We start from the raw sequence: 19,389 nt of genomic DNA, 5'->3' as shown, positions 1-19,389 counted from the left end.
GATAAGCTGGATTTATCCAAATACCCGTGGCTTTTTTGTTTCAAAAAGTTATGCCCAACCGAAGATTAAAAGTGAGGAGTACTCAGGGAACATTCCTATTGATTTTTTTATAATAATTGTTATAATCGACTTATGTTCAAAAATTTTTTGCTAACAGAAATGCTTTTGATCTCAATGATTTTCGCTGACCGCGGGTTGATTCCATTCAATCCCAATGTCACAATCTTTGAACCCAATCAAAGGGCAATCATTGCCTGGAATGGAATAGAAGAAATTCTTTTGTTATCGACGGATTTGAAGGCTTCGGATTCCACGATGGTTCTGGAAATCCTCCCTTTGCCTTCAGAACCTGAGGTAAAGAGGGGTGATATCGAAACCTTCCGCCGGGTAACGAATCTTATAAATCAAAGAATTTATCTCAGTAAGAAAAAGAATGGTGGTAGATTATCTGAAGGAACAATTCCGCCACCCGCTGAGATAACATTTCACGAAAAAATTGGTGCCCATGATATTTCGGTTGTCCATCTCAAAGAGATTAGTGGTTTTGTAGAATGGGTGAAGAAATACATTGAGTCCCTTGGGTTTGAAGGAGAGATAATCAGCGATGCCCACAAAGATTTGATTGAGGACTATATTCACAATGGCTTCGTCTGGTTTGTTTTTGATATCATTAATCTCAACCAGGAAGAAAATACCCTTGAGCCAATTCAATATCGATTTTCTACTGAGAGACTTTTTTATCCATTAAAGATAACACGCCTCGCGTCAGGATATACCACGGTGGAACTCATTATTCTTACCCCCCGCCTCCTCTCCCGATTTTCCGGAATATCCATTAAGAGAATAATCCTCGCCCACGAACCGATAACTATTTCTAAAGAAGATTTACGAAATATAGATGCAGAGATCTATAAAATCTTGAAAGATTTTTCAGAGATGAAATTGAGAATCTGGAAGATTGAGGGAGAACTGGATTCTTTTGACCAAGATTTAATTGCTCAATAGAAAAGGAGTAAAGTGAAAGTAAAATCAACCAATAACATAAAAAAAATTATTCAAAACTTGGTGCGTAAGCACAATACCCCGCTTTTTTTAATAAGTAAGAGCAAATTACTTAACCAATTAAAGCGCTTTCAGACGCTCTTACCACGTGTGAAACCGTTCTATGCGGTGAAATCCAATTCCCATCCATTTATCCTTCAAACCTTTGCCGATGCCGGCATCGGTTTTGATGTGGCATCAATCCAAGAAATGAAGACACTGCTTGATATGGGTGTTACACCAGAACGGATGATCTTTGCCAACACGGTTAAAACCCCCGAGGCACTGAAATTTGCCGCCGCCAATAAGATTGATCTGATGACATTTGATAATGAATACGAATTGAATAAGATCGCCCGCTATGCGCCGGGGGCTAAAGTGCTGGTTCGGATCAAAGTACCCAATGTTGGTTCAATGGTGGAATTGTCATTGAAATTTGGGGCAGAACCACCCGATGCGATTCCATTTTTGATAAAGGCAATCCGCCTCGGATTAAAGCCCGTAGGGGTCAGCTTCCATGTCGGTTCCCAGAATACCCACATTGAAAATTATCTCGATGCCCTGGAGATTGCCTCAATTATCTTTAAAGATGCACAGTTAAAAAAGATTCCCCTGGAAATACTTGACATTGGAGGAGGTTTTCCAATCAAACATTTCGACTATGAAAAAGATCTTTTTGCCCAGACTGCTGGGAGCATAAATAAAGAACTTAATCGCTTGTTCCCAGATAATATCCAAATCATCGCTGAACCTGGAAGAGTGTTGTGTGGGCCAGCTGGGATATTGGTGATGAGGGTCATCGGTAAATCAATCAGAAACAACAAACACTGGTATTATCTCGATGATGGGGTCTACGGCTCACTTTCAGGCATTGTCTATGACCACTGTAAGTATCAATACAAGGTCTTAAAAAAAGGTGTTACGCAAATAACCACCCTTGCTGGTCCGACCTGTGATTCTTTTGATATTATCTCCACGAGTGAAGAACTTCCCGAACTGGATATTGGCGATATCGTGTATGTAGAAAATATCGGTGCCTATTCCTGGGCAACCGCCACCAATTTCAATGGTCTGCCACCGGCAAAGGTGGTAATCATCCCATAGGAGGAATAATGAAAAGAATGCATCATGTGAAAAAAGATTTAGATGAAACTCCGGATTGGCTAAAAAAGAAACATTATCCGCACAAGAAGCGGTACTTATCCGGTCCGCGAATCTTTCCGCCTGCCTTGACCGGGAAAGAGAAACTTGAAGATATCATCGAAAAAGTCTTTCTGGCTTATAATTCAGCACGTTTGCGTGAAGGTTGCCGCCTTTTTGTGGAAAAGATGCTGGAACCTGATGTGACCGTGGGAATGAGTTTAGCAGGCGCACTTATTCCTGCTGGTCTGGGAAAGGCGGTGATCATTCCCATGATGAAGGCAGGATTTATCGATTGGGTCGTTTCCACCGGCGCCAATTTATACCATGATTTACATTTTGCTTTTAACTTTCCTTTACATGTCGGAACCCCGCTGGTAGATGACGCAGACTTGCGAAAGAACGATGTGGTTCGGATTTATGATATCTTATTAGGCTATAGCGATTGTTTGATGGCGACCGATGAAATTCTCCGGAAGATATTAAAACAGCCCGAATTCCAGAAAGAAATGGGAACCGCTGAATTTCATTATCTCTTGGGCAAATACGCTGCGGAATGGGAAGAGAAGACCGGAAATAAAGATGTTTCAGTCCTTGCCTGTGCTTATCGACTGGGGATTCCTCTCTTTACCAGCTCACCCGGTGATTCCACCTTGGGTATGAATATCGCCGAAAGAGAGATCGTCGGTGGCAAACTCCGGATCAATCCTTCAATCGATGTTAATGAGTCGACGGCGATCGTTCTGGCCGCGAAAAGGCAGGGAGGTAAGTCCGCCGCCCTTTTGATCGGTGGTGGTAGTCCCAAAAATTTCCTGTTACAAACCGAACCTCAGATTCAGGAAGTTTTACGTATTAAAGAAGTGGGTCATGATTACTTCTTCCAGATTACTGATGCCCGTCCGGATACCGGTGGTTTATCGGGTGCTACACCCCATGAGGCTGTTTCTTGGGGAAAGGTGGATCCTACCCGATTACCCGATGCGGTCGTATGTTATCTGGATGCGACGGTTGCCCTACCCATCCTTGCCCATTATGCTTTGGCAAAACATAAAAAAAGAAAAATAAAGCGGTTATATTTCAAGCGGCAGGAGTATGTGCAAAATTTGATACGTGAATACTATGCGCACCATAAGTGAGCTGTTGGTTGATAGGTGATAATTCGTTACTACAAGTCTTTAGAGTAAAATTCTTAATTTCTCGATCAAGGTGGGTAACGGGACTTGAACCCGCAACACCTGGAGCCACAGTCCAGTGCTCTACCATTGAGCTATACCCACCGCTGATACCCCGCGCAGGACTCGAACCTGCAACCCGCGGATTAAGAATCCGCTGCTCTGCCAATTGAGCTAGCGAGGCCCACGCGCCTGGGGTGAATCGAACACCCAACCTACGGATTAGAAATCCGTTGCTCTATCCTGTTGAGCTACAGGCGCTATGGAATTATTATATCCAATTTTTGCTTTTAGTCAATTGAGCGTTATAATGGATTTCTTTTTCGGGGAGTAAATGATTTGTTCTATAATTCTCTTTCATATGTATCCCTTAAAAATCCTCGGGCGTTGAAGTTCTCTTTGAACCTAGCAAGTCCCCAGTTGGGTTCCATATTTAGCGTGAATGTGCCTAAATCAAAATATTTGAAACCCTTGAGCCGGGCCCATTTTATGACTTCGTAAAATAACAAATTCACTGGTCGATATGCTTGATAATTATTATCATGGCTGATATAAAAAGCAAGGATTACTTGGGGATTGGTCACAAAAATTACCATTCCACCGATCATTCTTTCTTTAAGATAAGCACCAAAAAGGATGATCTCGTTGGGAAACATGTTTTTTAATTTCAACAACTCTTGGAGGGTATGAGTTGGTGAAACATTGTGACGCATGCTGAGATTGTTTTTTAATATGCCATAATACTGAGCAAGGTCATCCGAGATTTTAACCAGCACACCTTCTCTTACGGCTTTTTTTGTCGACCGCCGGGCATCGGGATGGAATGTGAATAATGGTTCGGCACTATCAAGCGATATGACGGAAGTTATTTCCCGTTTCCGGTAGATAAACCCATGCTTCATTAATGCAAAGTCAATGTATTGATTCGGTTCACGATAATAAACGAGCGGTGTCTGGGTGAGTAGAATTTTTTTAATGCCTTCTTTTTTTAAAAATTCTAAAAGATGCCCTACTGCCAGGTAGATCTCATGGATTCCTAATCCCGATTTCAAAACAAACCCGCCGTAGGAGGCACCTTTATGGGAGATGATAGTTTTATCTTCAATAACGGCTGGAAAAAGAGCAATGATTTTTTCTTTTTCCTTTATCAAGAGATGATGACTTTTGAACCTTTCTGGCGGATGGTAACTTAAGAATTTCAGGGTATGAAAGATTGTTCCGTTGTTTGCCTTTTTTACAAATTCTTCCCAGTGATGATGATCTTTTTCGGTGAGTTTGATAACTTCCATATGGAATTTTACCCAAATACCGCTTAAAGTCAACAGCACTGAAAGGAACTTTTTATAAGTTAGCTTTTTGGTGACTCGCTTTGGGGTTTTTATAATTGACATCTGCATATTTTTTGCTATAATCTAAAAGTGGTGCATGATTTGACGCTTTCAATAATCATTCCCGTATATAACGAACTGGATAATATTGAAAAATTGATAAATGCGGTAAAGGCGGTTAACATAAAAAAAGAGATTATAATCGTTGATGACTCCTCCACGGACGGAACAAGGGATTATTTAAAGAAGATTACCGATGCGAAAGTTCTTTTCCATGACAAAAATTTAGGGAAGGGTGCAGCAATCAGGACCGGTTTGAAGTATGCTACAGGGGATGTGGTGATAATCCAGGATGCGGATTTGGAATATTCTCCTGGCGATTATCCAAAACTTTTAGAACCGATTATTCTTGGTAAGACAAAAGTTGTCTATGGTTCGCGGATTCTGGGTAAAGGTAAATTTTTAAAGAAGAGTTATTTTGCTAATCGGGTGTTGACCTTATTAACCAATTTGTTATTTAAAGGGCATGTTACCGATATGGAGACCTGTTATAAAATGATTGATAGGAGATTGATGCTGAGTTTGAATCTTGTTTCCTCACGATTTGAGATTGAACCCGAGATAACCTGTAAATTGCTGAGGAAGGGCATTAAAATCTTTGAAGTTCCTATTTCCTATCATGGCCGAACTGCAGGTAAAAAAATCGGTGTGAAAGATGGCATCCAGGCGATATGGAATATTGTGAAATGGAAAATCAAGCGATAAGTTCAAAAAAACGCTGTAGAATCTACCAAACGCAGGTTTTATTTGTTGCTACTGCATTCCCTCGGTATAAAGGTGATGTCATAACTCCCTGGATGATTGAATTGATTGAACGATTGTGGAGGAAGGGGATAGTGGTATCGGTTTTTACCTCATCTTACAAAGGATTAAAAAACCAATTGTGGAATGGAATGTCTGTTTACAGATTTAGATATTTTTTCAAAAAATATGAACGATTGACCCATGAAGAGACTGCAGTGGATAGATTCAGCAAGGGCGGATTTAATATATTGTTGAGTTTTCTTTATGTCATATTTGGAACAATCGCAATTGTAAAATTGGTTCGTGCAAAAAAATTTGATATTGTTCATATCCACTGGCCCTTTCCCCATATTTTATTTGGAGTGGTAGCAAAAGCGGTCTCTCGCTGTCGTGTATTTGCGACATTCTACGGTCTTGAAATCCGCTGGTTGAAAAAGAGATTTCCATTTTTTGTGAAGCCATTCTCGTGGTTAATAAACCGTGCCGATGTGATTACTGCGATATCAAACCATACCGCCACGGAGTTGCGCGGCATTGTAAAGAAAGATATTCACCTCATTCCCTTCAGTATTACCGTTGATTTTTTGGGTGGGGCAATCAGCGATGAGAATTTCATTCTCTTTGTTGGTCGACATGTAGAGAGGAAGGGCGTTCATGTTTTGATTGAAGCTTTCAGGATGATTCATGAAGAGATACCCCATGATATCATAATTGTGGGTGATGGTCCAGAAAGGAGAAAATGGGAAAAGATGAGTTTGGATTATGGATTAGGTCGCAGAATTAAATTTACCGGCTGGGTCTCTAAGGAAGATTTACACAATTATTATCGGACTTGCAGTTTCTTTGTTCTCCCTGCGATATATGATAAACACGGTGACACTGAAGGCCTTGGGGTAGTAATGATTGAGGCGATGAGTTATTCAAAACCCGTGATTGCCTCCAATGTAGGGGGAATAACCGATGTGGTGATAAATGGGTATAACGGTCTGCTTGTGAAGGATAATGACCCAAAAGAACTTGCCGAGGCGATAAAGAGACTTGTTCATGATGAAGCACTTCGGAAGAGACTTGGTGATAATGCAAAAAAAGTTATTGACGAAAGATTTAATTGGGATAAAATAGTGGATAAATTGATTGAACTCTATGAAGCAAATCATTGAAGCTCTTTTGATTGCCACCGATACTCCACTTAGTTTGGCGCGAATGGCGCAGATTATTAATTGTTCGGAAGAGGAGGTGAAAAAGAATCTCGAGGTTTTAAATGAGGAATATCGTCAAAGCGGACGGGCATTTGAGATAAAAGAAGTAGCGGGTGGCTACCAGATCTATACCCTTCCCGAGTATGCGGATTATGTGGGAAAGTTGAAACAGAAAAAAGAGAAATTATCCAAAGCCGCCCTGGAAACCCTGGCAATCATTGCCTATCACCAGCCGATTACACGAGCGGAGATAGAGAAAACCCGGGGCGTGGATTGCTCTTACATCCTTGAGAGTTTACTTGAAAAGAAGTTGATTAAGGTAGCGGGAAGATTACCTACACCGGGAAGGCCGATAAAATATGTGACGACCGATGAATTCTTACGCCATTTCGGGATCAAGGACTTGAGTGAACTACCCAGGGAGGAGGATTTTGCCGAACCGGCGATTGAAACCCCACCGAGTTTTCAATCTGCTCAGGAACCAGTTGTGGAGGAAAAGCAGGAGAATCTTGACAAAGCAATAGAAGAAGAATTCAAAGACCTCACTGATTAATGTCGATAAAACAAGAAATTAAAGAATTTCTAAAAAAATTCGGGGTTAAAATCGTGGGTTTTGGTAATATTCCTGAGGATGTTGAGATGCTTGAAATAAAGTATCAATACCCACGGGTGATTGTGTTTGGTTATTCAATCTCGGATGAAGTTTTAAAGACGATTGAAGACCGCCCGACTTTGATCTATAAACAACATTATAAAACTGTGAACTGGCTTTTAGATCAGACCGCGTATCATTTGGTGCAGTTCATAGAAGAAAAAGGGGGGAAGGCGATTGCAATTCCGGCATCCCAGACCGTGGACTGGGAAAATCAGAAAGGTCATATTTCCCATAAACTTCTAGCCGTTGAATGCGGACTCGGGTATATAGGCCGGAGTGGACTCGTTGTGCATCCAGAATATGGGGCGAGGGTCAGGTATATTTCTGTTCTTACCGACTTTGAATTTGAACCGGATAAAAAAATCACCGGTGACTGCGGTTCCTGCAAAAAATGTATAATTGCCTGTCCTGCGGGTGCGATTGGTGAAGAAGGTGTAGATTTAAACAAGTGTCTGGCAAAATTGAAAGAATTTTCCAAGATGCCGGGTATAGGGCAGTATATCTGTGGTATTTGCGTAAAGGTGTGCAGTGGAAAGACTTAATATGTTATATTCAGAAGGATGTTACAAAATTTAATCAAGTCCCCTTTTTAAAGGGGGATACAGGAGGATTTAGAAAAAAAACAATGGCAGAGATTCGTGACCCCAATAAAGTCCTTGCCTTTGCGGGCTTGATTTTTGTAAAAGATTTCAACGTTGATTTAGCACTGGAGTATTTCAACGAGTTACTCGGCAGGGTGATTAAAAAATCGGAAGTTATTCCCTTCATTCACACTACATACTACAACAAAGAGATGGGTGAAAATCTCCTAAGACAATGGGTATTATTTGAAAAATCAATTTACCCGGATTTGTTGATTGAGTTGAAGCATAAGTCAAATGAGATTGAAAATAAATTCCTGAATGAGAAGGGCGGCAGGAAGATAAATATTGACCCGGGCTTGATTTCATTGAGCAATATCATTCTTGCCTCAACGAAAAATTATTCGCATAGAATCTATCTTGGTAAAGGGATATATGCAGAAGTCACCCTTATTTACAAAAACCATCAATTTCGTCCGCTGGAATGGACTTACCCAGATTATCGGGAAGAAATGGCACTAAAATTCTTTGACGAATGCCGGATGGTGCTGAAAAGAACTCATTAAATAATCTTTTTAAACTATAGAGTTCCTGCGAAACCGCGGATTTTTAGATAGACTTACTTCAACAAATACTTTTCCAGAAACAATACCACTGCCTGTTGATAATAATCGCGATTTGGTTTTTTGCTGAAGCCGTGTCCTTCATCCTCGGCGAGTAAGAACCAGACATCAACATTATTCTTTCTCACTGCTTCAACAATCTGTCTTGCCTCACCCACCGGCACCCTCGGGTCATTAAGTCCCTGGACAACAAATAGCGGTTTTTTTATCTTATGGCTGTTGGTGAGCGGCGAGATGCTTAATAAAAATTCCTGCATCTTCGGGTCACGCTCATCTCCGTATTCAGTCCTTCTGATATCTTTGCGATAATCTGCAGTATTCTTCAAAAATGTGACGAAATTGCTTATACCACAGAAGTCTATCCCGCATTTAAGATAATCAGAATAATGCACCATGGAGGCAAGGACCATATAACCACCATAAGAGCCGCCGATTACTGCAATCCGTTTCGAATCAAATTCAGGGTGTTTTTTAATCCATTCAAGCAATTTGCCGATATCCTTTACTGCATCTTCGCGTTTATAGCCATCATCAAGGGTTAAAAATGTTTTGCCATAGCCACTTGATCCACGAAAGTTCGGGCAGATAACTGCACAACCGAGTTCATTCACATAATACTGAGTCATCGGAGAAAATACGGGGATATATTGTCCAGAAGGTCCACCATGCAAATCAATTATCACCGGATGGGGTCCTGATTTTTTTGGTTTGTATACAAATGTCGGAATCATTCTTGGTTTGCCATCAACACTATCAAATGTTTCGTAAAAAATCAACTCCGGTGCAACAAAGCGGGTTGTATCAAGACCGGCAATCTCAGAATATGTCCAGCGTATCAGTTTTTTGTTTTTAAACTCAAGGGTATAGACATCACTCGGCGCCCGATAGGTAATTAAAGTCAATGCCAGACTTTTGCCGTCGGGTTTGTATTTTATTCCTCCGATCCAGCCTATGGGTAGATTGATTAGACTGATTTTTCTTGTGGGAATTTCAAGGATATATAATTTTCCGATTCCATTTTCATTGCTAACAAAGGCGATGGTGTCGCCATTGGGGGATAGATCAAAGGTAATAATATCCCAGGGAATGCTTTTGGTTAAGATTTCTTTTGCCCCGCTTGTTATGTCATAATAAATGAGTTGATTGAATTCTCCGAATTCATCCGAGATATAGAAAATTCCTTTATCACCTTTTGCCCATTTTGCCCTGCCGTAAGCGACTTTTTTATCTATTGGATTGATTTCAGTAAGATTTCCTGATTTTATATAAAAAACAAAGAGGCGGGATTCATTCGCGGAGATATATTTATAGAGCAATAATTTTGCATCATCAAATGACCAGTCAAGAGGTGCCCAGTTACCATCGACTTTCAATATCAATTTCTGATTCTTTTCTCCACTCAAATCCCCAAGATAGATATCAAAATCTTTGTTATTCCTTTTTGTGCTGGTAAAGGCAAATCTATCGCCCTTCCTTGACCACAGGTAATCACCATATTTCGATTTCCCATCCGTAAGAATTTCGTATTCACCGGTTAGATAATTATATTTATAAATCTGGTCCACTTCATTCCCTGCAGAATCCTTGCTGAATAAGAAATATGGAACCTTATAATCAGGACAGACATCACCGCCTCCCACCGGTTCATCAAAGAATGTTAACTGACGGCGCATCCCGCCAGGAAATTCAACCCGGTGGATTTGATTGACATCTGCAAATCGGGTGGCGATTAAGATTCCTTTGTCATCAGGTAGCCAGTCAAGAAAATAGGCATAGCGGACATCCTGATATGAATTTAGTTTTTTAATCAAACTTGTTGGTATTTCCGGGATGTTTTCAATGACAAGATTTCCTTTTTTGTATTTATTAACTTCACCTGCTAATAAAAATGCAAGTATGATAAAATTTAAGATAATGAACTCTCTTATTTTTACCATAAAGAATTATAGTTATAATACCTTCCTGGTCAATACAAATTTTTACCCCAATTTGGAGATTGGCGCCATTGGATTCTTAAAGTAAGTAAGACAAACCTTTAGAGGCTGTGTAATAAACAGTAAAATGGTAGGCGCAGGCTTTAGCCTGCGTAAAAATATCTTAATCTGTTGAATCTTGATTTCTTTTATATTTTATGGATAATATAAAAGTATGTTTGAGATATCGGTTCAAGGGAATTTTTCCGCAGCGCATCGGGTTAAAGGTTATAAGGGTGATTGTGCAGGTGTGCATGGGCATACTTACAGAATAGAGGTCAGGGTTGGGGTTGGGAAGCTGGATAAACTTGGAATGGCGATTGATTTTAGAAGGGTGAAAAAGACATTAAAAAATATTTTAGCAAAACTTGACCATAAGAATCTGAACAATCTGGCGTTCTTCAGAAAGCATAATGCTACAGCAGAATGGATTGCAGTATATATTTATCAAGAAATGAAAAAGAAAATAAAAAAAATAAAATCAGTTACGGTCTGGGAAGGAATGGAAAATTCAGTGACATATATGGAATAAAACCAAATTTCTAAAAAATTGTAGAGCAAGGCTTTAGCCTTGCAAAAGATTTGATTTAGGATGCGTGATTAACAGCAATGATAAAGGAGGTTTATGAGCAGAAGTGAATACGGATGTTGTGGTTCAGCAAAGAAGAATCAGCTGACCATTAGATGGGAAAGGCTGTTAAGTGATGGTAAAACCTGCCCGCGCTGTGGAGAGACAGAGAAAGAATTACAGAAGGCAGTTAAAATCCTCCGGAAGTCATTGAAACCGATGGGGATTGAAGTTTTGCTTGAAAAGGATTCACTCTCAAAATCAGAATTTGAGAAAGATCCGTTGCGGTCAAATAGGATATTATTTAACGGCATCCCGCTTGAAGATCTTATTGCAGGAAAGACAGGTAAGAGTCCTTGCTGTGATGTATGTGGTCCTGTGGAATGCCGGACGCTTGAAGTTGATGAACAGCAGTATGAGACAATCCCTTCAGAGATTATCGTCAAGGCAGGCTTAATCGCTGCTGGGCGGATGTTAAATGAAGACAATTGCTGTGGGGAGAGATGATATTTCTTTTTTAAGCAATTCTGGTAATTACCGGAATACCAGAACTTTGAAAAAACTACAATTCAGTAATTCTTATCTGTCCCTTATATTACTGGGTAATAAACTTTTCAATGTTTGGTTTGAAGGACGGACCGCATAGATAAATTATTATCTGAGATGTCTCATTTTGTAAAACAAACAAAAAATCCGAATGGGACATCCTGAGCATCTTCATTTCTTTAATAAGATACCGAAAACCAAACGTCCATCATTCCATTTTTGCTTTTCTCTCCGTTGTTATCATTCTCTCAGTGAGAATTAATTCACTCAATTTTGAATGCCATCTTGAGATATCTTCGTAACTCATAAAGGTGACACGCCCTTTAATCGGTACAAAACCAGTGAAGTTTAATTTATTAAGAAATTCTCTCCTGCGGACTGACGGAGCTATTACTGTCATTTTAACATTGAAATCTTGCAACTCAAGGAATTTAATTAGTGCATTCCTGAAGTCTCCAATGTTTTCTATTTCAAATACCTCAGCAGGGAATTTCCGTTCATTAAACCACCATACATCAATTGATTGTACTCTTTCTAAAATAGAGTTATAAGTAAATTCTAATATTGTCTTAAGCCTTATAATATCCCCAAGATTTCTATTCAAAAATTTCTTATTTTGATCCTGAGGTGGAACATAAGTCAAAAAATTTTTTAAGTTGCCGATTTCCACAACCAACCCTTGATAATAAGAATGAACATACTTCCTCTTCTGCTTATCTTCTTCGCCTTCATCGATTAAGGACAGTACATCATCGGGGAGTTTTTCTTTATAACTTTTTAATGCCCACAACCCAGGTTTGATTTTGAAGAAAAATCTTTTGTCCTGAACTATTCTTCTTATGCTTGCAAACGGTGTCTTTGTGCCCCAAACGACATTTGGAACTTTAAGTACCTCATTGTAGAGCAACCCAAGCGTCGCATAGCCGCCATTTTCTTCCATAACCTTTATCACTGCTTCATATTGTTTCATTTTTTTTCTTTTTCCAACAAAATTGCCTGTTCAAGGTTTTTCTCTTTCGGTGCCATAATACTTAGTAATTATATTTTAGTGAGCAATAAAGTCAAGCCAAATTTTCATTCAATCAATATCAATCCTACATAAGAGCAAAAAGATTTTCGTGTTTTGACAACCTCAAGTTTCCAGCCGTTGTTGCGGACGGTTTGATAGACATCTATTCCGCAGGCTTCCATTGAAGGTCGGGCAAAATCAGGATTTACGCACCGCTTTGTCACATCACATTTTTTACAGAAATGGCAGGGACCCGTGGATAATCCAAAGGCTTTGTAATAGCCATCAAGAAATATCTCTCTTTCTAATTTTACAATTATGCGCTTGAATCTCTGCCAAATTTGGTCTTCTTTTTCCGGTGGAATCTTTTCAATCTGCAAGAGCAATGCAGTTTTGTATTCACTTATCACCTTTTTCATATATTCTGGTGTTGGTGAAAATGGCGGGCAGGTGAGATATTTATTATAGCCACTGCATCCATACTGACACTTCAGTCTCACCCAGTTGGCAACGACAATGGTCTTGGTATCAATCAATTTTGCATTGGGAATACCAAGCTTATTCGCTGTTAAAACATATTTTTCTTTATCTTTAATTTTTTTAGTAATCTTTCCTATCATATCTACCATTTTTTTTCTCCTTTTGACGCTAACCTCTATTTTCAATATTATGTAAATCCAGAACTATGTCAATATGTGCAAGCAACATTTCATCATTATTCTTTACAATTCGTTTTCATTTTCACATTTGGTCAATTGACCAAGTGTGAAAATTGGATATAATAGGTCGTGCGAAAAAAGAAAATTCCAGAAATAAGATACAGGGCCTCAAGAATTTGCAGGGTTCTGGCTAATCCTACTGCCTATGAAATACTACATATTCTTAAGAAGGGTGCGAAAACACCGATAGAACTTGGTGAAATTTTGGGATTACATATTTCCACAGTATCTCATGTTTTGAAATCGCTACGCCAGTTAGATCTGGTCAGGTATGATGTTAAGTTCAGAGAAAGGATTTATTGGATCAAGGAAGATGCGATTCTTTTGGTGATGGCAGACCTTGAAGAAATGGTTAAGAGGATAAGATCCAGAGAATATTAAATTTGTATGGAAAATAACCTAAGTGAAATTTTTGGGGTGATTGCAGGTGCGATTGGGCTCTTTGCATTGTTTGACCTGGCAAATTTTTTGAAATTTAGAGAAAAAGAAAAGAAGTCTCTGTGGCAATATATCAGTATTAGCAAGATTCGCCTTGTAGTATGGGTTATAGGGGTTGGTGGATTAATCATTTTTTGTTTATACTTAACAATATCTGATATCCTGCCTGTTGTGAAAACTGGTGATAGCCAAAAGATATTTTATTCAATAACCGGGTATATAATTATAATTATTGGAATTTTAATAATGTTTTATGGTGCAGTTATATTCTTGCACGATACTATTTTTGCCTTTACTTCCGCGGATTCACCCATTACCCAGGGGGTACCTGAAAAAGAAAAAAATAAGTTCCGCTGGGGAAATGCGAAATATCTGTTAAAATTGTGGCGAAAAAGTTTCATTATTATTTTAGTGGGATTTGCGGTGACCCTCATCGGCGCACATCTCGGTTACCGCCTTAATGGGCTTTAACGACAATTTTGTCGAATTGACATAATTGACGAATTATTGAGAGAAAACCGCACGAAATTTCATCACTTTATCAGGCACGGGATTTGCATATTATAAGGGTGTGAAAGGAGGCAAAATGAAAAGGCAGATCTTTCTAATCAGCTTGCTCTTACTCGGTTTATGCGGGGCACTTTTTGCCGCAGAAACGACCGAGATAACCGGCGAGGTTGTTAAGAGTGAGGAAGTAAAAGACCCTGAGACCAATACCTATATGCTCAGGATTCAGGTGCGATTAAAAAATCAGGGTGACGAGAAACAGGTTCAGAACCAGGAGATGGTGAATGCCCATCTCGGTCCTGTCTGGATGTTTGATACGGATTTGAATCCGGGTGATGAAGTAGTTCTTAAGGGCAAGTACAAAGAGCAGAATCAATTTATGGTGCAGGAGATGGTCAGGAATAATGTTCGCTATCGGATAAGGGACGAGAACGGTGAACCTCTGTGGATAAGAGAAAGGGTTAGACTACGCAACCATTTTTATAATCCTGCTACCGAGAAATCGATCAAATGCAAGATTGAGGAACTATATGCTGAAAAAGAGACAAATATGATGGTTGCCCAGGCAAAGTTACAGAATGGCGAGACAATCCAGTTGAGGTTTGCACCAGAATGGTATCTCCAGAATCGTTTAAGAATCGGCGATGAGATTGAACTGCGCGGTTCCGAAGCAGATGTTGACGGACAGAAGATGATAATCGCCCGCGAAATGAGAAACTTAAGGACAAGGCAAGAGATACAATTGAGAAACCGCGAAGGCTTCCCTGAATGGTGCGGCAAGGGTGAATGTGAACAGCACCGGACCGGTAAAGAATCTTGCTGTGGTGAGCATAATAAAGAACATGGCCGAAAGAATAAGTAGGTCATGCACAAGGGGAGGAGTATTTCTGCTCCTCCCTTTTGTTGTTTATGGTGCAGGGGCGCTGTCATTTAATATATCTGCTACCGATAATATCAATATGCTCAGTCTGAAAGAACCGGGTATTGTTTTCAGTCTCACTCCTATTTATGATTTCAAAGATCACTTGGGCTTTCATTACGACGGTGCATTCTCGCTGATAAACTTAACCCCGGAGAATCTTATCATTGAAAATTATCTAAGAATAGAAAAGACCATTGATTTTGAAGGAATTGGCAATAAGAATATTATTGCAGGAAAGATTTACAGTTTCTTTCCGGTTTCTTTCAAAATTTATCAGTTATTTGATTTTGGTTTATCTGATTCACTAAACTATTACATAAAAGACCGATACCTATTTGCTCCAGATATAAAATTCAGATACCGATATTTTCTTTCGGATTCAATCATTGACTACACTGAAGTTAGATTGGGCACAGGAATCAGGTTTCCGCTGCCTTATTTCTTCTTCACACCCTATGGGGCAATGGGAATGCGGTATATCAACCAGAATCTGTTATTTTTATATTCATTAGTTTTTGATTTTTCTTTCCCCTTAACTGGTGATTTTTCATTGAGTGCCTATTTGAAATATGACCGCACAGGAGAAGCAGAGCATTTATCTCCAATAGCATTGGAATATGCTGATGACCCATTCTTTGAGTATGAGAATCTTCATCAGACGCAAGAAATACAGATTGCCATGCATCGCCTTTGGGCAGATACAAGAATTTCAGGTTCTTTTATGTTATACAAAAAAGATTTCTTCCCGGCATATGACCAGACAAGGGCTGATAATGGATTTGTAATAAGTATCAATTACACAAAGATTATTGAAAGAAATATCGCATTATCTGTTGGGATTGAATCCGTTAATAACTATTCTTCTATTAATGATTTTGATTATACCAAAAATAGTGTATTACTGAACATCCGGTTGACATTCTGATTTGAACAGGGTATAATTCTGTTGTGAAGAAGAATTTGTTTATCATATTGGTTATATTCATTACTTGTGGTGCGGGCTTTTTTTCTGTTTACTTGAACAATACCCATCTTACCCAAACCTTTGAGCAGTCATCAGAAAATACCTTTTTTCTACTTACCAGTCTTGTGGAGCACTATTTGTATGAATCAAAGAATAGCGATAAAGGAATTAGTAATATCAAGATAAATGAAATCTTTGATCGGATAGTTGAAACTTCAGACCTTCTGTATTTTGCAGTGCTGGATGAAGATAAAAAGCCCGTGATATTCAGCACTCTATATGAGGACTATCTACCGATTAGAGGAGAAGGTAGATATGTGATAAAGACCCCTGCGGGCAATATTTTTCAGATTGAACGAAAGCTCTTTGATAAATATTTTGTTGCTGGTTTTGCATTGAGACCCCTGGAAAATATTCGATTTACAAATTCTTTTCTTATCATTTCTATTATTGGAATTTTTGCGGTCAGCACTTTGATTCTTTCGGTCGGTGTAATGCAACTTGAAAAATATAAAACTGCAAAAGAAAAGGAAGTTGCCAATTTGCGAGAGATAAATGCCCTTGCTACAGGATTCAGCCATGAATTCAGGAATTCACTCCATACCCTATCGCTTCTTGCCCGCGCACTCAGCGGTGACGAAGCAAAAATCTTGAATGCCGAGATTGAAAGAATGAAGGCAGTGATGGATTCTTTGAAATTGTTGAGTCGGGCTGAAATAAAAAAAGAAAAGATAGAAGTCCAAGACTTGATGAATGAAGCACTCTCTATTTGTAAAGGAATCATACCCGAAGGTGTCAATGTCAATCAGAGTGTAAAGCCAAATCTTATTATCACCGGTGATTCGGTGCTTCTGACCACTGCCCTGGTCAATCTGATAAGAAATAGCATAGAAGCAAAGGCAAAGAATATAATGGTGAGCAGCTTTAAGAAGGGAAATAAGATCTTAATAGAAATCATTGATGATGGAGCAGGGGTTGATAAAAACGATATCAACCGCATATTTGAACCATTTTATTCTAAAAAAGGGCAGACCGGTCTTGGTTTGTATCTGGTGAAAAAGATAATCACCGCTCATTCCGGCAATATAGAAGTATATTCTGATAACGGAACGAAGTTTGTAGTTAGTCTAAAAGAAGGTTAGATATGAAGTTGTTATTGGTTGAAGATGAACAGGCACAGCGAGCACTTTTGAAAAGAATTTTGGAAAAAGAAGGATACATAGTAAGCGAGGCAGAGGACGGCAAAAGAGCAATAGAATTATTCACCAATGAAGATTTTGATATTGTTCTGCTTGACCAGCGTCTGCCGGATATGAGCGGAATTGAGGTGATTGAAAAGTTAAAAGAGATAAGTCCCATTGTTCCCGTGATAATGATTACCGCCTATGCCAATGTGCAGGATGCAGTAAAGGCAATGAAAATGGGGGCATTCCATTATCTTAACAAACCGGTTGACCCTGATGAATTGCTCATAACGATTCAGAAGGCGACTGATACACTCAATCTAAAGAGAGAAAATGAAGAATTAAAAAGACAGTTGAGGATAAAATATCAATCGGACCGGATTATCTATAAATCAGAAAAAATGGAAAAGGTGATGTCCCTTGTTTATCGGGCGGCTCAGAGTGATGCCAGTGTTCTGATCACCGGGGAGAGCGGAACCGGTAAGGAATTAGTTGCAGGTGCTATTCACAACTTATCAAAAAGAAAGGACAAAAACTTTGTGGTGGCACATCTTGCCGCATTACCTGAAACCCTGATTGAGGCAGAATTATTCGGGCACGAGCGTGGTGCTTTTACTGGTGCAGACAAAAGAAGAATTGGAAAATTTGAATTTGCCTCTGGTGGAACGATATTTCTTGATGAGATTGGCGAACTCCCACAGACCGTGCAGGTAAAATTGCTCCGGGTGCTTCAGGAGAAGAAGATTACCCGTCTTGGGTCTAACGAAGAAATACCAGTAGATATTAGAACCATTTGTGCGACGAACAAAAATATTGAAGAAGAAGTAGCGGTGGGAAGATTCCGCGATGATTTATATTATCGGCTCAATGTGATAAGAATACATATCCCACCATTGCGGGAGCGTAAAGAAGATATCCCATTGCTCATTGACAATTTTATAAAAGTCTATTCCGCGCGGGAAAATAAAAAGATTAAAGGGATAAGTGATGAGGCATTGAAGACGATTACAAGATATAATTTTCCGGGCAATATCCGGGAACTGGAAAATATCATTGAACGGGCGATTGTCTTTGCACGGGGTGAGTTGATTACCACAGATGACCTGCCTGAATATTTAATTACGCAAAAAGTATATAATTTAGGAACAGGAAAATTGAACGAAACCGTGGAAAAAATTGAAAGAGAAATGATTGAAATGGCATTAAAAAAACATAATAATAATCAAACCCGCGCCGCTGAAGAACTGGGCATTTCAGAGCGGGTTTTGAGGTATAAAATCAAGAAATACAAGATAAAGGAATAGAATATGAAGCCTAAGAGTATTATTCTTTTATCCGGCGGATTGGATTCAACCGTGAGTGCGGCAATTGCGGCTAAAAAGACAAGGCCGTTATTTGCCTTGACGATTGATTATGGACAGCGTGCCGCAGGGATGGAAATTTTAGCCTCAAGTAGAATCTGCCGCGCCTTGAAAATCAAACATAAAATAATCAAACTACCCTTCTTCAAAGAATTCAAAAAATGTTCTTTAATTACTGATTACCGATCACCAACTAACTTAAAAGACATCTGGGTTCCCAACCGCAACGCCTTATTTATAAATATTGCAGCCTGCTTTGCTGAATACTACAATGCGGATTTGATTGTCACCGGATTCAATCTTGAAGAGGCAAGGGAATTTCCGGATAATACAAAAGATTTTATCAATGCAATAAACAAAACCTTGCAATTCAGTACGCTAAATAAAGTGAAGGTAGTAAGTTATGTAGCAAATTATACAAAAAGAGAGATTTATAAACTCGGCTTAAAATATAATGCACCAATGCAGCATATTTATTCCTGTTATCTCGGTGGCAGAAAAATGTGTGGCAAGTGCCCCTCGTGTTTGAAACTAAAAGATGCAATAAAAAAGTATTAAAAGATTATTCTAAATTAAAGTATACCCATATCCATTATTTTTACACTTAAACCTTGAAGCTATCCATACAATTACACGTCCTCTAAAAACTTTTGAA

21 protein-coding genes and 3 tRNA genes are annotated in these 19,389 nt (G+C 39.1%); 17 read left to right on the top strand and 7 right to left on the bottom strand.

What is annotated here, in order from left to right:
* Positions 1 to 132: 132 nt before the first annotated feature.
* From ABIL39_00500 to speY, 3 genes are read left to right on the top strand one after another with little or no spacing between them, the layout of a single operon-like run.
* Positions 133 to 1,005: a DUF2330 domain-containing protein gene (locus ABIL39_00500; protein MEO0164602.1), complete on the top strand. Its 873-nt coding sequence runs from the start codon at positions 133 to 135 to the stop codon at positions 1,003 to 1,005.
* 12 nt (positions 1,006 to 1,017) lie between these two features.
* Entirely contained in the window at positions 1,018 to 2,145 is a 1,128-nt protein-coding gene (locus tag ABIL39_00495) for a type III PLP-dependent enzyme (GenBank protein ID MEO0164601.1), read from the top strand.
* Positions 2,146 to 2,153: 8 nt separating this feature from the next.
* Positions 2,154 to 3,317 (top strand): deoxyhypusine synthase, encoded by a 1,164-nt coding sequence (gene speY, locus ABIL39_00490; protein MEO0164600.1) that lies wholly within the window; start codon positions 2,154 to 2,156, stop codon positions 3,315 to 3,317.
* 69 nt (positions 3,318 to 3,386) lie between these two features.
* Here speY and ABIL39_00485 read toward each other — a convergent pair.
* The 4 genes from ABIL39_00485 to ABIL39_00470 form a co-directional block, all read right to left on the bottom strand.
* Positions 3,387 to 3,458 (bottom strand) — tRNA-His (locus tag ABIL39_00485).
* Between the two features lie 6 nt (positions 3,459 to 3,464).
* A tRNA-Lys gene (locus ABIL39_00480) sits at positions 3,465 to 3,537 on the bottom strand.
* Between the two features lie 3 nt (positions 3,538 to 3,540).
* Positions 3,541 to 3,614 (bottom strand) — tRNA-Arg (locus ABIL39_00475).
* A gap of 83 nt (positions 3,615 to 3,697) precedes the next feature.
* Complete coding sequence (locus ABIL39_00470; GenBank protein MEO0164599.1) at positions 3,698 to 4,642, bottom strand: GNAT family N-acetyltransferase; 945 nt, start codon at positions 4,640 to 4,642, stop codon at positions 3,698 to 3,700.
* A gap of 129 nt (positions 4,643 to 4,771) precedes the next feature.
* On the opposite strand from ABIL39_00470, the gene ABIL39_00465 reads away from it, so the two are divergent.
* From ABIL39_00465 to ABIL39_00445, 5 genes are all read left to right on the top strand, one after another.
* Complete coding sequence (locus tag ABIL39_00465; protein ID MEO0164598.1) at positions 4,772 to 5,446, top strand: glycosyltransferase family 2 protein; 675 nt, start codon at positions 4,772 to 4,774, stop codon at positions 5,444 to 5,446.
* On the top strand, positions 5,413 to 6,645 hold the full coding sequence (locus tag ABIL39_00460; protein ID MEO0164597.1) for a glycosyltransferase family 4 protein: 1,233 nt from the start codon (positions 5,413 to 5,415) through the stop codon (positions 6,643 to 6,645). Before ABIL39_00465 ends, ABIL39_00460 begins: the two co-directional genes overlap by 34 nt.
* Entirely contained in the window at positions 6,629 to 7,237 is a 609-nt protein-coding gene (gene scpB, locus ABIL39_00455) for an SMC-Scp complex subunit ScpB (GenBank protein ID MEO0164596.1), read from the top strand. Before ABIL39_00460 ends, scpB begins: the two co-directional genes overlap by 17 nt.
* On the top strand, positions 7,237 to 7,881 hold the full coding sequence (locus ABIL39_00450; GenBank protein MEO0164595.1) for a hypothetical protein: 645 nt from the start codon (positions 7,237 to 7,239) through the stop codon (positions 7,879 to 7,881). The genes scpB and ABIL39_00450 overlap by 1 nt, the downstream gene beginning before the upstream one ends.
* An 83-nt stretch (positions 7,882 to 7,964) precedes the next feature.
* On the top strand, positions 7,965 to 8,486 hold the full coding sequence (locus ABIL39_00445; GenBank protein ID MEO0164594.1) for a DUF4416 family protein: 522 nt from the start codon (positions 7,965 to 7,967) through the stop codon (positions 8,484 to 8,486).
* Positions 8,487 to 8,539: 53 nt separating this feature from the next.
* Here ABIL39_00445 and ABIL39_00440 read toward each other — a convergent pair whose 3' ends face one another.
* Positions 8,540 to 10,480: a S9 family peptidase gene (locus ABIL39_00440; GenBank protein ID MEO0164593.1), complete on the bottom strand. Its 1,941-nt coding sequence runs from the start codon at positions 10,478 to 10,480 to the stop codon at positions 8,540 to 8,542.
* A gap of 211 nt (positions 10,481 to 10,691) precedes the next feature.
* Between ABIL39_00440 and queD the strand changes: the two genes are divergently transcribed.
* Positions 10,692 to 11,048 (top strand): 6-carboxytetrahydropterin synthase QueD, encoded by a 357-nt coding sequence (gene queD / locus ABIL39_00435; GenBank protein MEO0164592.1) that lies wholly within the window; start codon positions 10,692 to 10,694, stop codon positions 11,046 to 11,048.
* A 93-nt stretch (positions 11,049 to 11,141) separates the two neighbouring features.
* Entirely contained in the window at positions 11,142 to 11,591 is a 450-nt protein-coding gene (locus tag ABIL39_00430; protein ID MEO0164591.1) for a DUF2703 domain-containing protein, read from the top strand.
* Positions 11,592 to 11,838: 247 nt separating this feature from the next.
* Here ABIL39_00430 and ABIL39_00425 read toward each other — a convergent pair whose 3' ends face one another.
* Both ABIL39_00425 and ABIL39_00420 read right to left on the bottom strand, forming a co-directional pair.
* Positions 11,839 to 12,570, bottom strand: a complete 732-nt coding sequence (locus ABIL39_00425; GenBank protein MEO0164590.1) for a hypothetical protein — start codon at positions 12,568 to 12,570, stop codon at positions 11,839 to 11,841.
* 134 nt (positions 12,571 to 12,704) lie between these two features.
* Positions 12,705 to 13,268: a DUF2284 domain-containing protein gene (locus ABIL39_00420; GenBank protein MEO0164589.1), complete on the bottom strand. Its 564-nt coding sequence runs from the start codon at positions 13,266 to 13,268 to the stop codon at positions 12,705 to 12,707.
* A gap of 159 nt (positions 13,269 to 13,427) precedes the next feature.
* Here ABIL39_00420 and ABIL39_00415 point away from each other — a divergent pair, with 159 nt between their 5' ends.
* The 7 genes from ABIL39_00415 (at position 13,428) to queC (ending at position 19,292) form a co-directional block, all read left to right on the top strand.
* On the top strand, positions 13,428 to 13,739 hold the full coding sequence (locus tag ABIL39_00415; protein ID MEO0164588.1) for an ArsR family transcriptional regulator: 312 nt from the start codon (positions 13,428 to 13,430) through the stop codon (positions 13,737 to 13,739).
* A gap of 6 nt (positions 13,740 to 13,745) precedes the next feature.
* On the top strand, positions 13,746 to 14,267 hold the full coding sequence (locus ABIL39_00410; GenBank protein ID MEO0164587.1) for a hypothetical protein: 522 nt from the start codon (positions 13,746 to 13,748) through the stop codon (positions 14,265 to 14,267).
* A gap of 115 nt (positions 14,268 to 14,382) precedes the next feature.
* Entirely contained in the window at positions 14,383 to 15,165 is a 783-nt protein-coding gene (locus tag ABIL39_00405) for a hypothetical protein (GenBank protein MEO0164586.1), read from the top strand.
* Complete coding sequence (locus ABIL39_00400) at positions 15,146 to 16,150, top strand: hypothetical protein (GenBank protein ID MEO0164585.1); 1,005 nt, start codon at positions 15,146 to 15,148, stop codon at positions 16,148 to 16,150. The genes ABIL39_00405 and ABIL39_00400 overlap by 20 nt, the downstream gene beginning before the upstream one ends.
* A gap of 23 nt (positions 16,151 to 16,173) precedes the next feature.
* Positions 16,174 to 17,331 carry a HAMP domain-containing sensor histidine kinase gene (locus ABIL39_00395; GenBank protein ID MEO0164584.1) on the top strand — a complete coding sequence of 386 codons (1,158 nt, stop codon included), beginning with the start codon at positions 16,174 to 16,176 and terminating at the stop codon, positions 17,329 to 17,331.
* 2 nt (positions 17,332 to 17,333) lie between these two features.
* Complete coding sequence (locus tag ABIL39_00390) at positions 17,334 to 18,677, top strand: sigma-54 dependent transcriptional regulator (protein MEO0164583.1); 1,344 nt, start codon at positions 17,334 to 17,336, stop codon at positions 18,675 to 18,677.
* Positions 18,678 to 18,680: 3 nt separating this feature from the next.
* Positions 18,681 to 19,292, top strand: coding sequence for a 7-cyano-7-deazaguanine synthase QueC (queC, locus tag ABIL39_00385; GenBank protein ID MEO0164582.1), 612 nt, complete (start codon positions 18,681 to 18,683; stop codon positions 19,290 to 19,292).
* The last annotated feature ends 97 nt before the right edge of the window (positions 19,293 to 19,389 follow it).

The organism is candidate division WOR-3 bacterium (genome assembly GCA_039802205.1).
GTDB lineage: Bacteria > Hydrothermota > Tepidihabitantia > SM23-42 > JAOAFX01 > JAOAFX01.
This window is presented reverse-complemented; position numbering and strand designations above follow the sequence as displayed.

Coding starts and splice junctions, on each gene's coding strand:
- queD (MEO0164592.1), top strand. CDS start 10,692: ATGTTTGAGATATCGGTTCAAGGGAATTTTTCCGCAGCGCATCGGGTT.
- ABIL39_00420 (MEO0164589.1), bottom strand. CDS start 13,268: ATGGTAGATATGATAGGAAAGATTACTAAAAAAATTAAAGATAAAGAA.
- ABIL39_00400 (MEO0164585.1), top strand. CDS start 15,146: ATGGCCGAAAGAATAAGTAGGTCATGCACAAGGGGAGGAGTATTTCTG.
- ABIL39_00440 (MEO0164593.1), bottom strand. CDS start 10,480: ATGGTAAAAATAAGAGAGTTCATTATCTTAAATTTTATCATACTTGCA.
- ABIL39_00450 (MEO0164595.1), top strand. CDS start 7,237: ATGTCGATAAAACAAGAAATTAAAGAATTTCTAAAAAAATTCGGGGTT.
- ABIL39_00410 (MEO0164587.1), top strand. CDS start 13,746: ATGGAAAATAACCTAAGTGAAATTTTTGGGGTGATTGCAGGTGCGATT.
- ABIL39_00425 (MEO0164590.1), bottom strand. CDS start 12,570: ATGGAAGAAAATGGCGGCTATGCGACGCTTGGGTTGCTCTACAATGAG.
- ABIL39_00405 (MEO0164586.1), top strand. CDS start 14,383: ATGAAAAGGCAGATCTTTCTAATCAGCTTGCTCTTACTCGGTTTATGC.
- scpB (MEO0164596.1), top strand. CDS start 6,629: ATGAAGCAAATCATTGAAGCTCTTTTGATTGCCACCGATACTCCACTT.
- ABIL39_00460 (MEO0164597.1), top strand. CDS start 5,413: ATGGAATATTGTGAAATGGAAAATCAAGCGATAAGTTCAAAAAAACGC.
- ABIL39_00430 (MEO0164591.1), top strand. CDS start 11,142: ATGAGCAGAAGTGAATACGGATGTTGTGGTTCAGCAAAGAAGAATCAG.
- speY (MEO0164600.1), top strand. CDS start 2,154: ATGAAAAGAATGCATCATGTGAAAAAAGATTTAGATGAAACTCCGGAT.
- ABIL39_00470 (MEO0164599.1), bottom strand. CDS start 4,642: ATGGAAGTTATCAAACTCACCGAAAAAGATCATCATCACTGGGAAGAA.
- ABIL39_00445 (MEO0164594.1), top strand. CDS start 7,965: ATGGCAGAGATTCGTGACCCCAATAAAGTCCTTGCCTTTGCGGGCTTG.
- ABIL39_00390 (MEO0164583.1), top strand. CDS start 17,334: ATGAAGTTGTTATTGGTTGAAGATGAACAGGCACAGCGAGCACTTTTG.
- queC (MEO0164582.1), top strand. CDS start 18,681: ATGAAGCCTAAGAGTATTATTCTTTTATCCGGCGGATTGGATTCAACC.
- ABIL39_00500 (MEO0164602.1), top strand. CDS start 133: ATGTTCAAAAATTTTTTGCTAACAGAAATGCTTTTGATCTCAATGATT.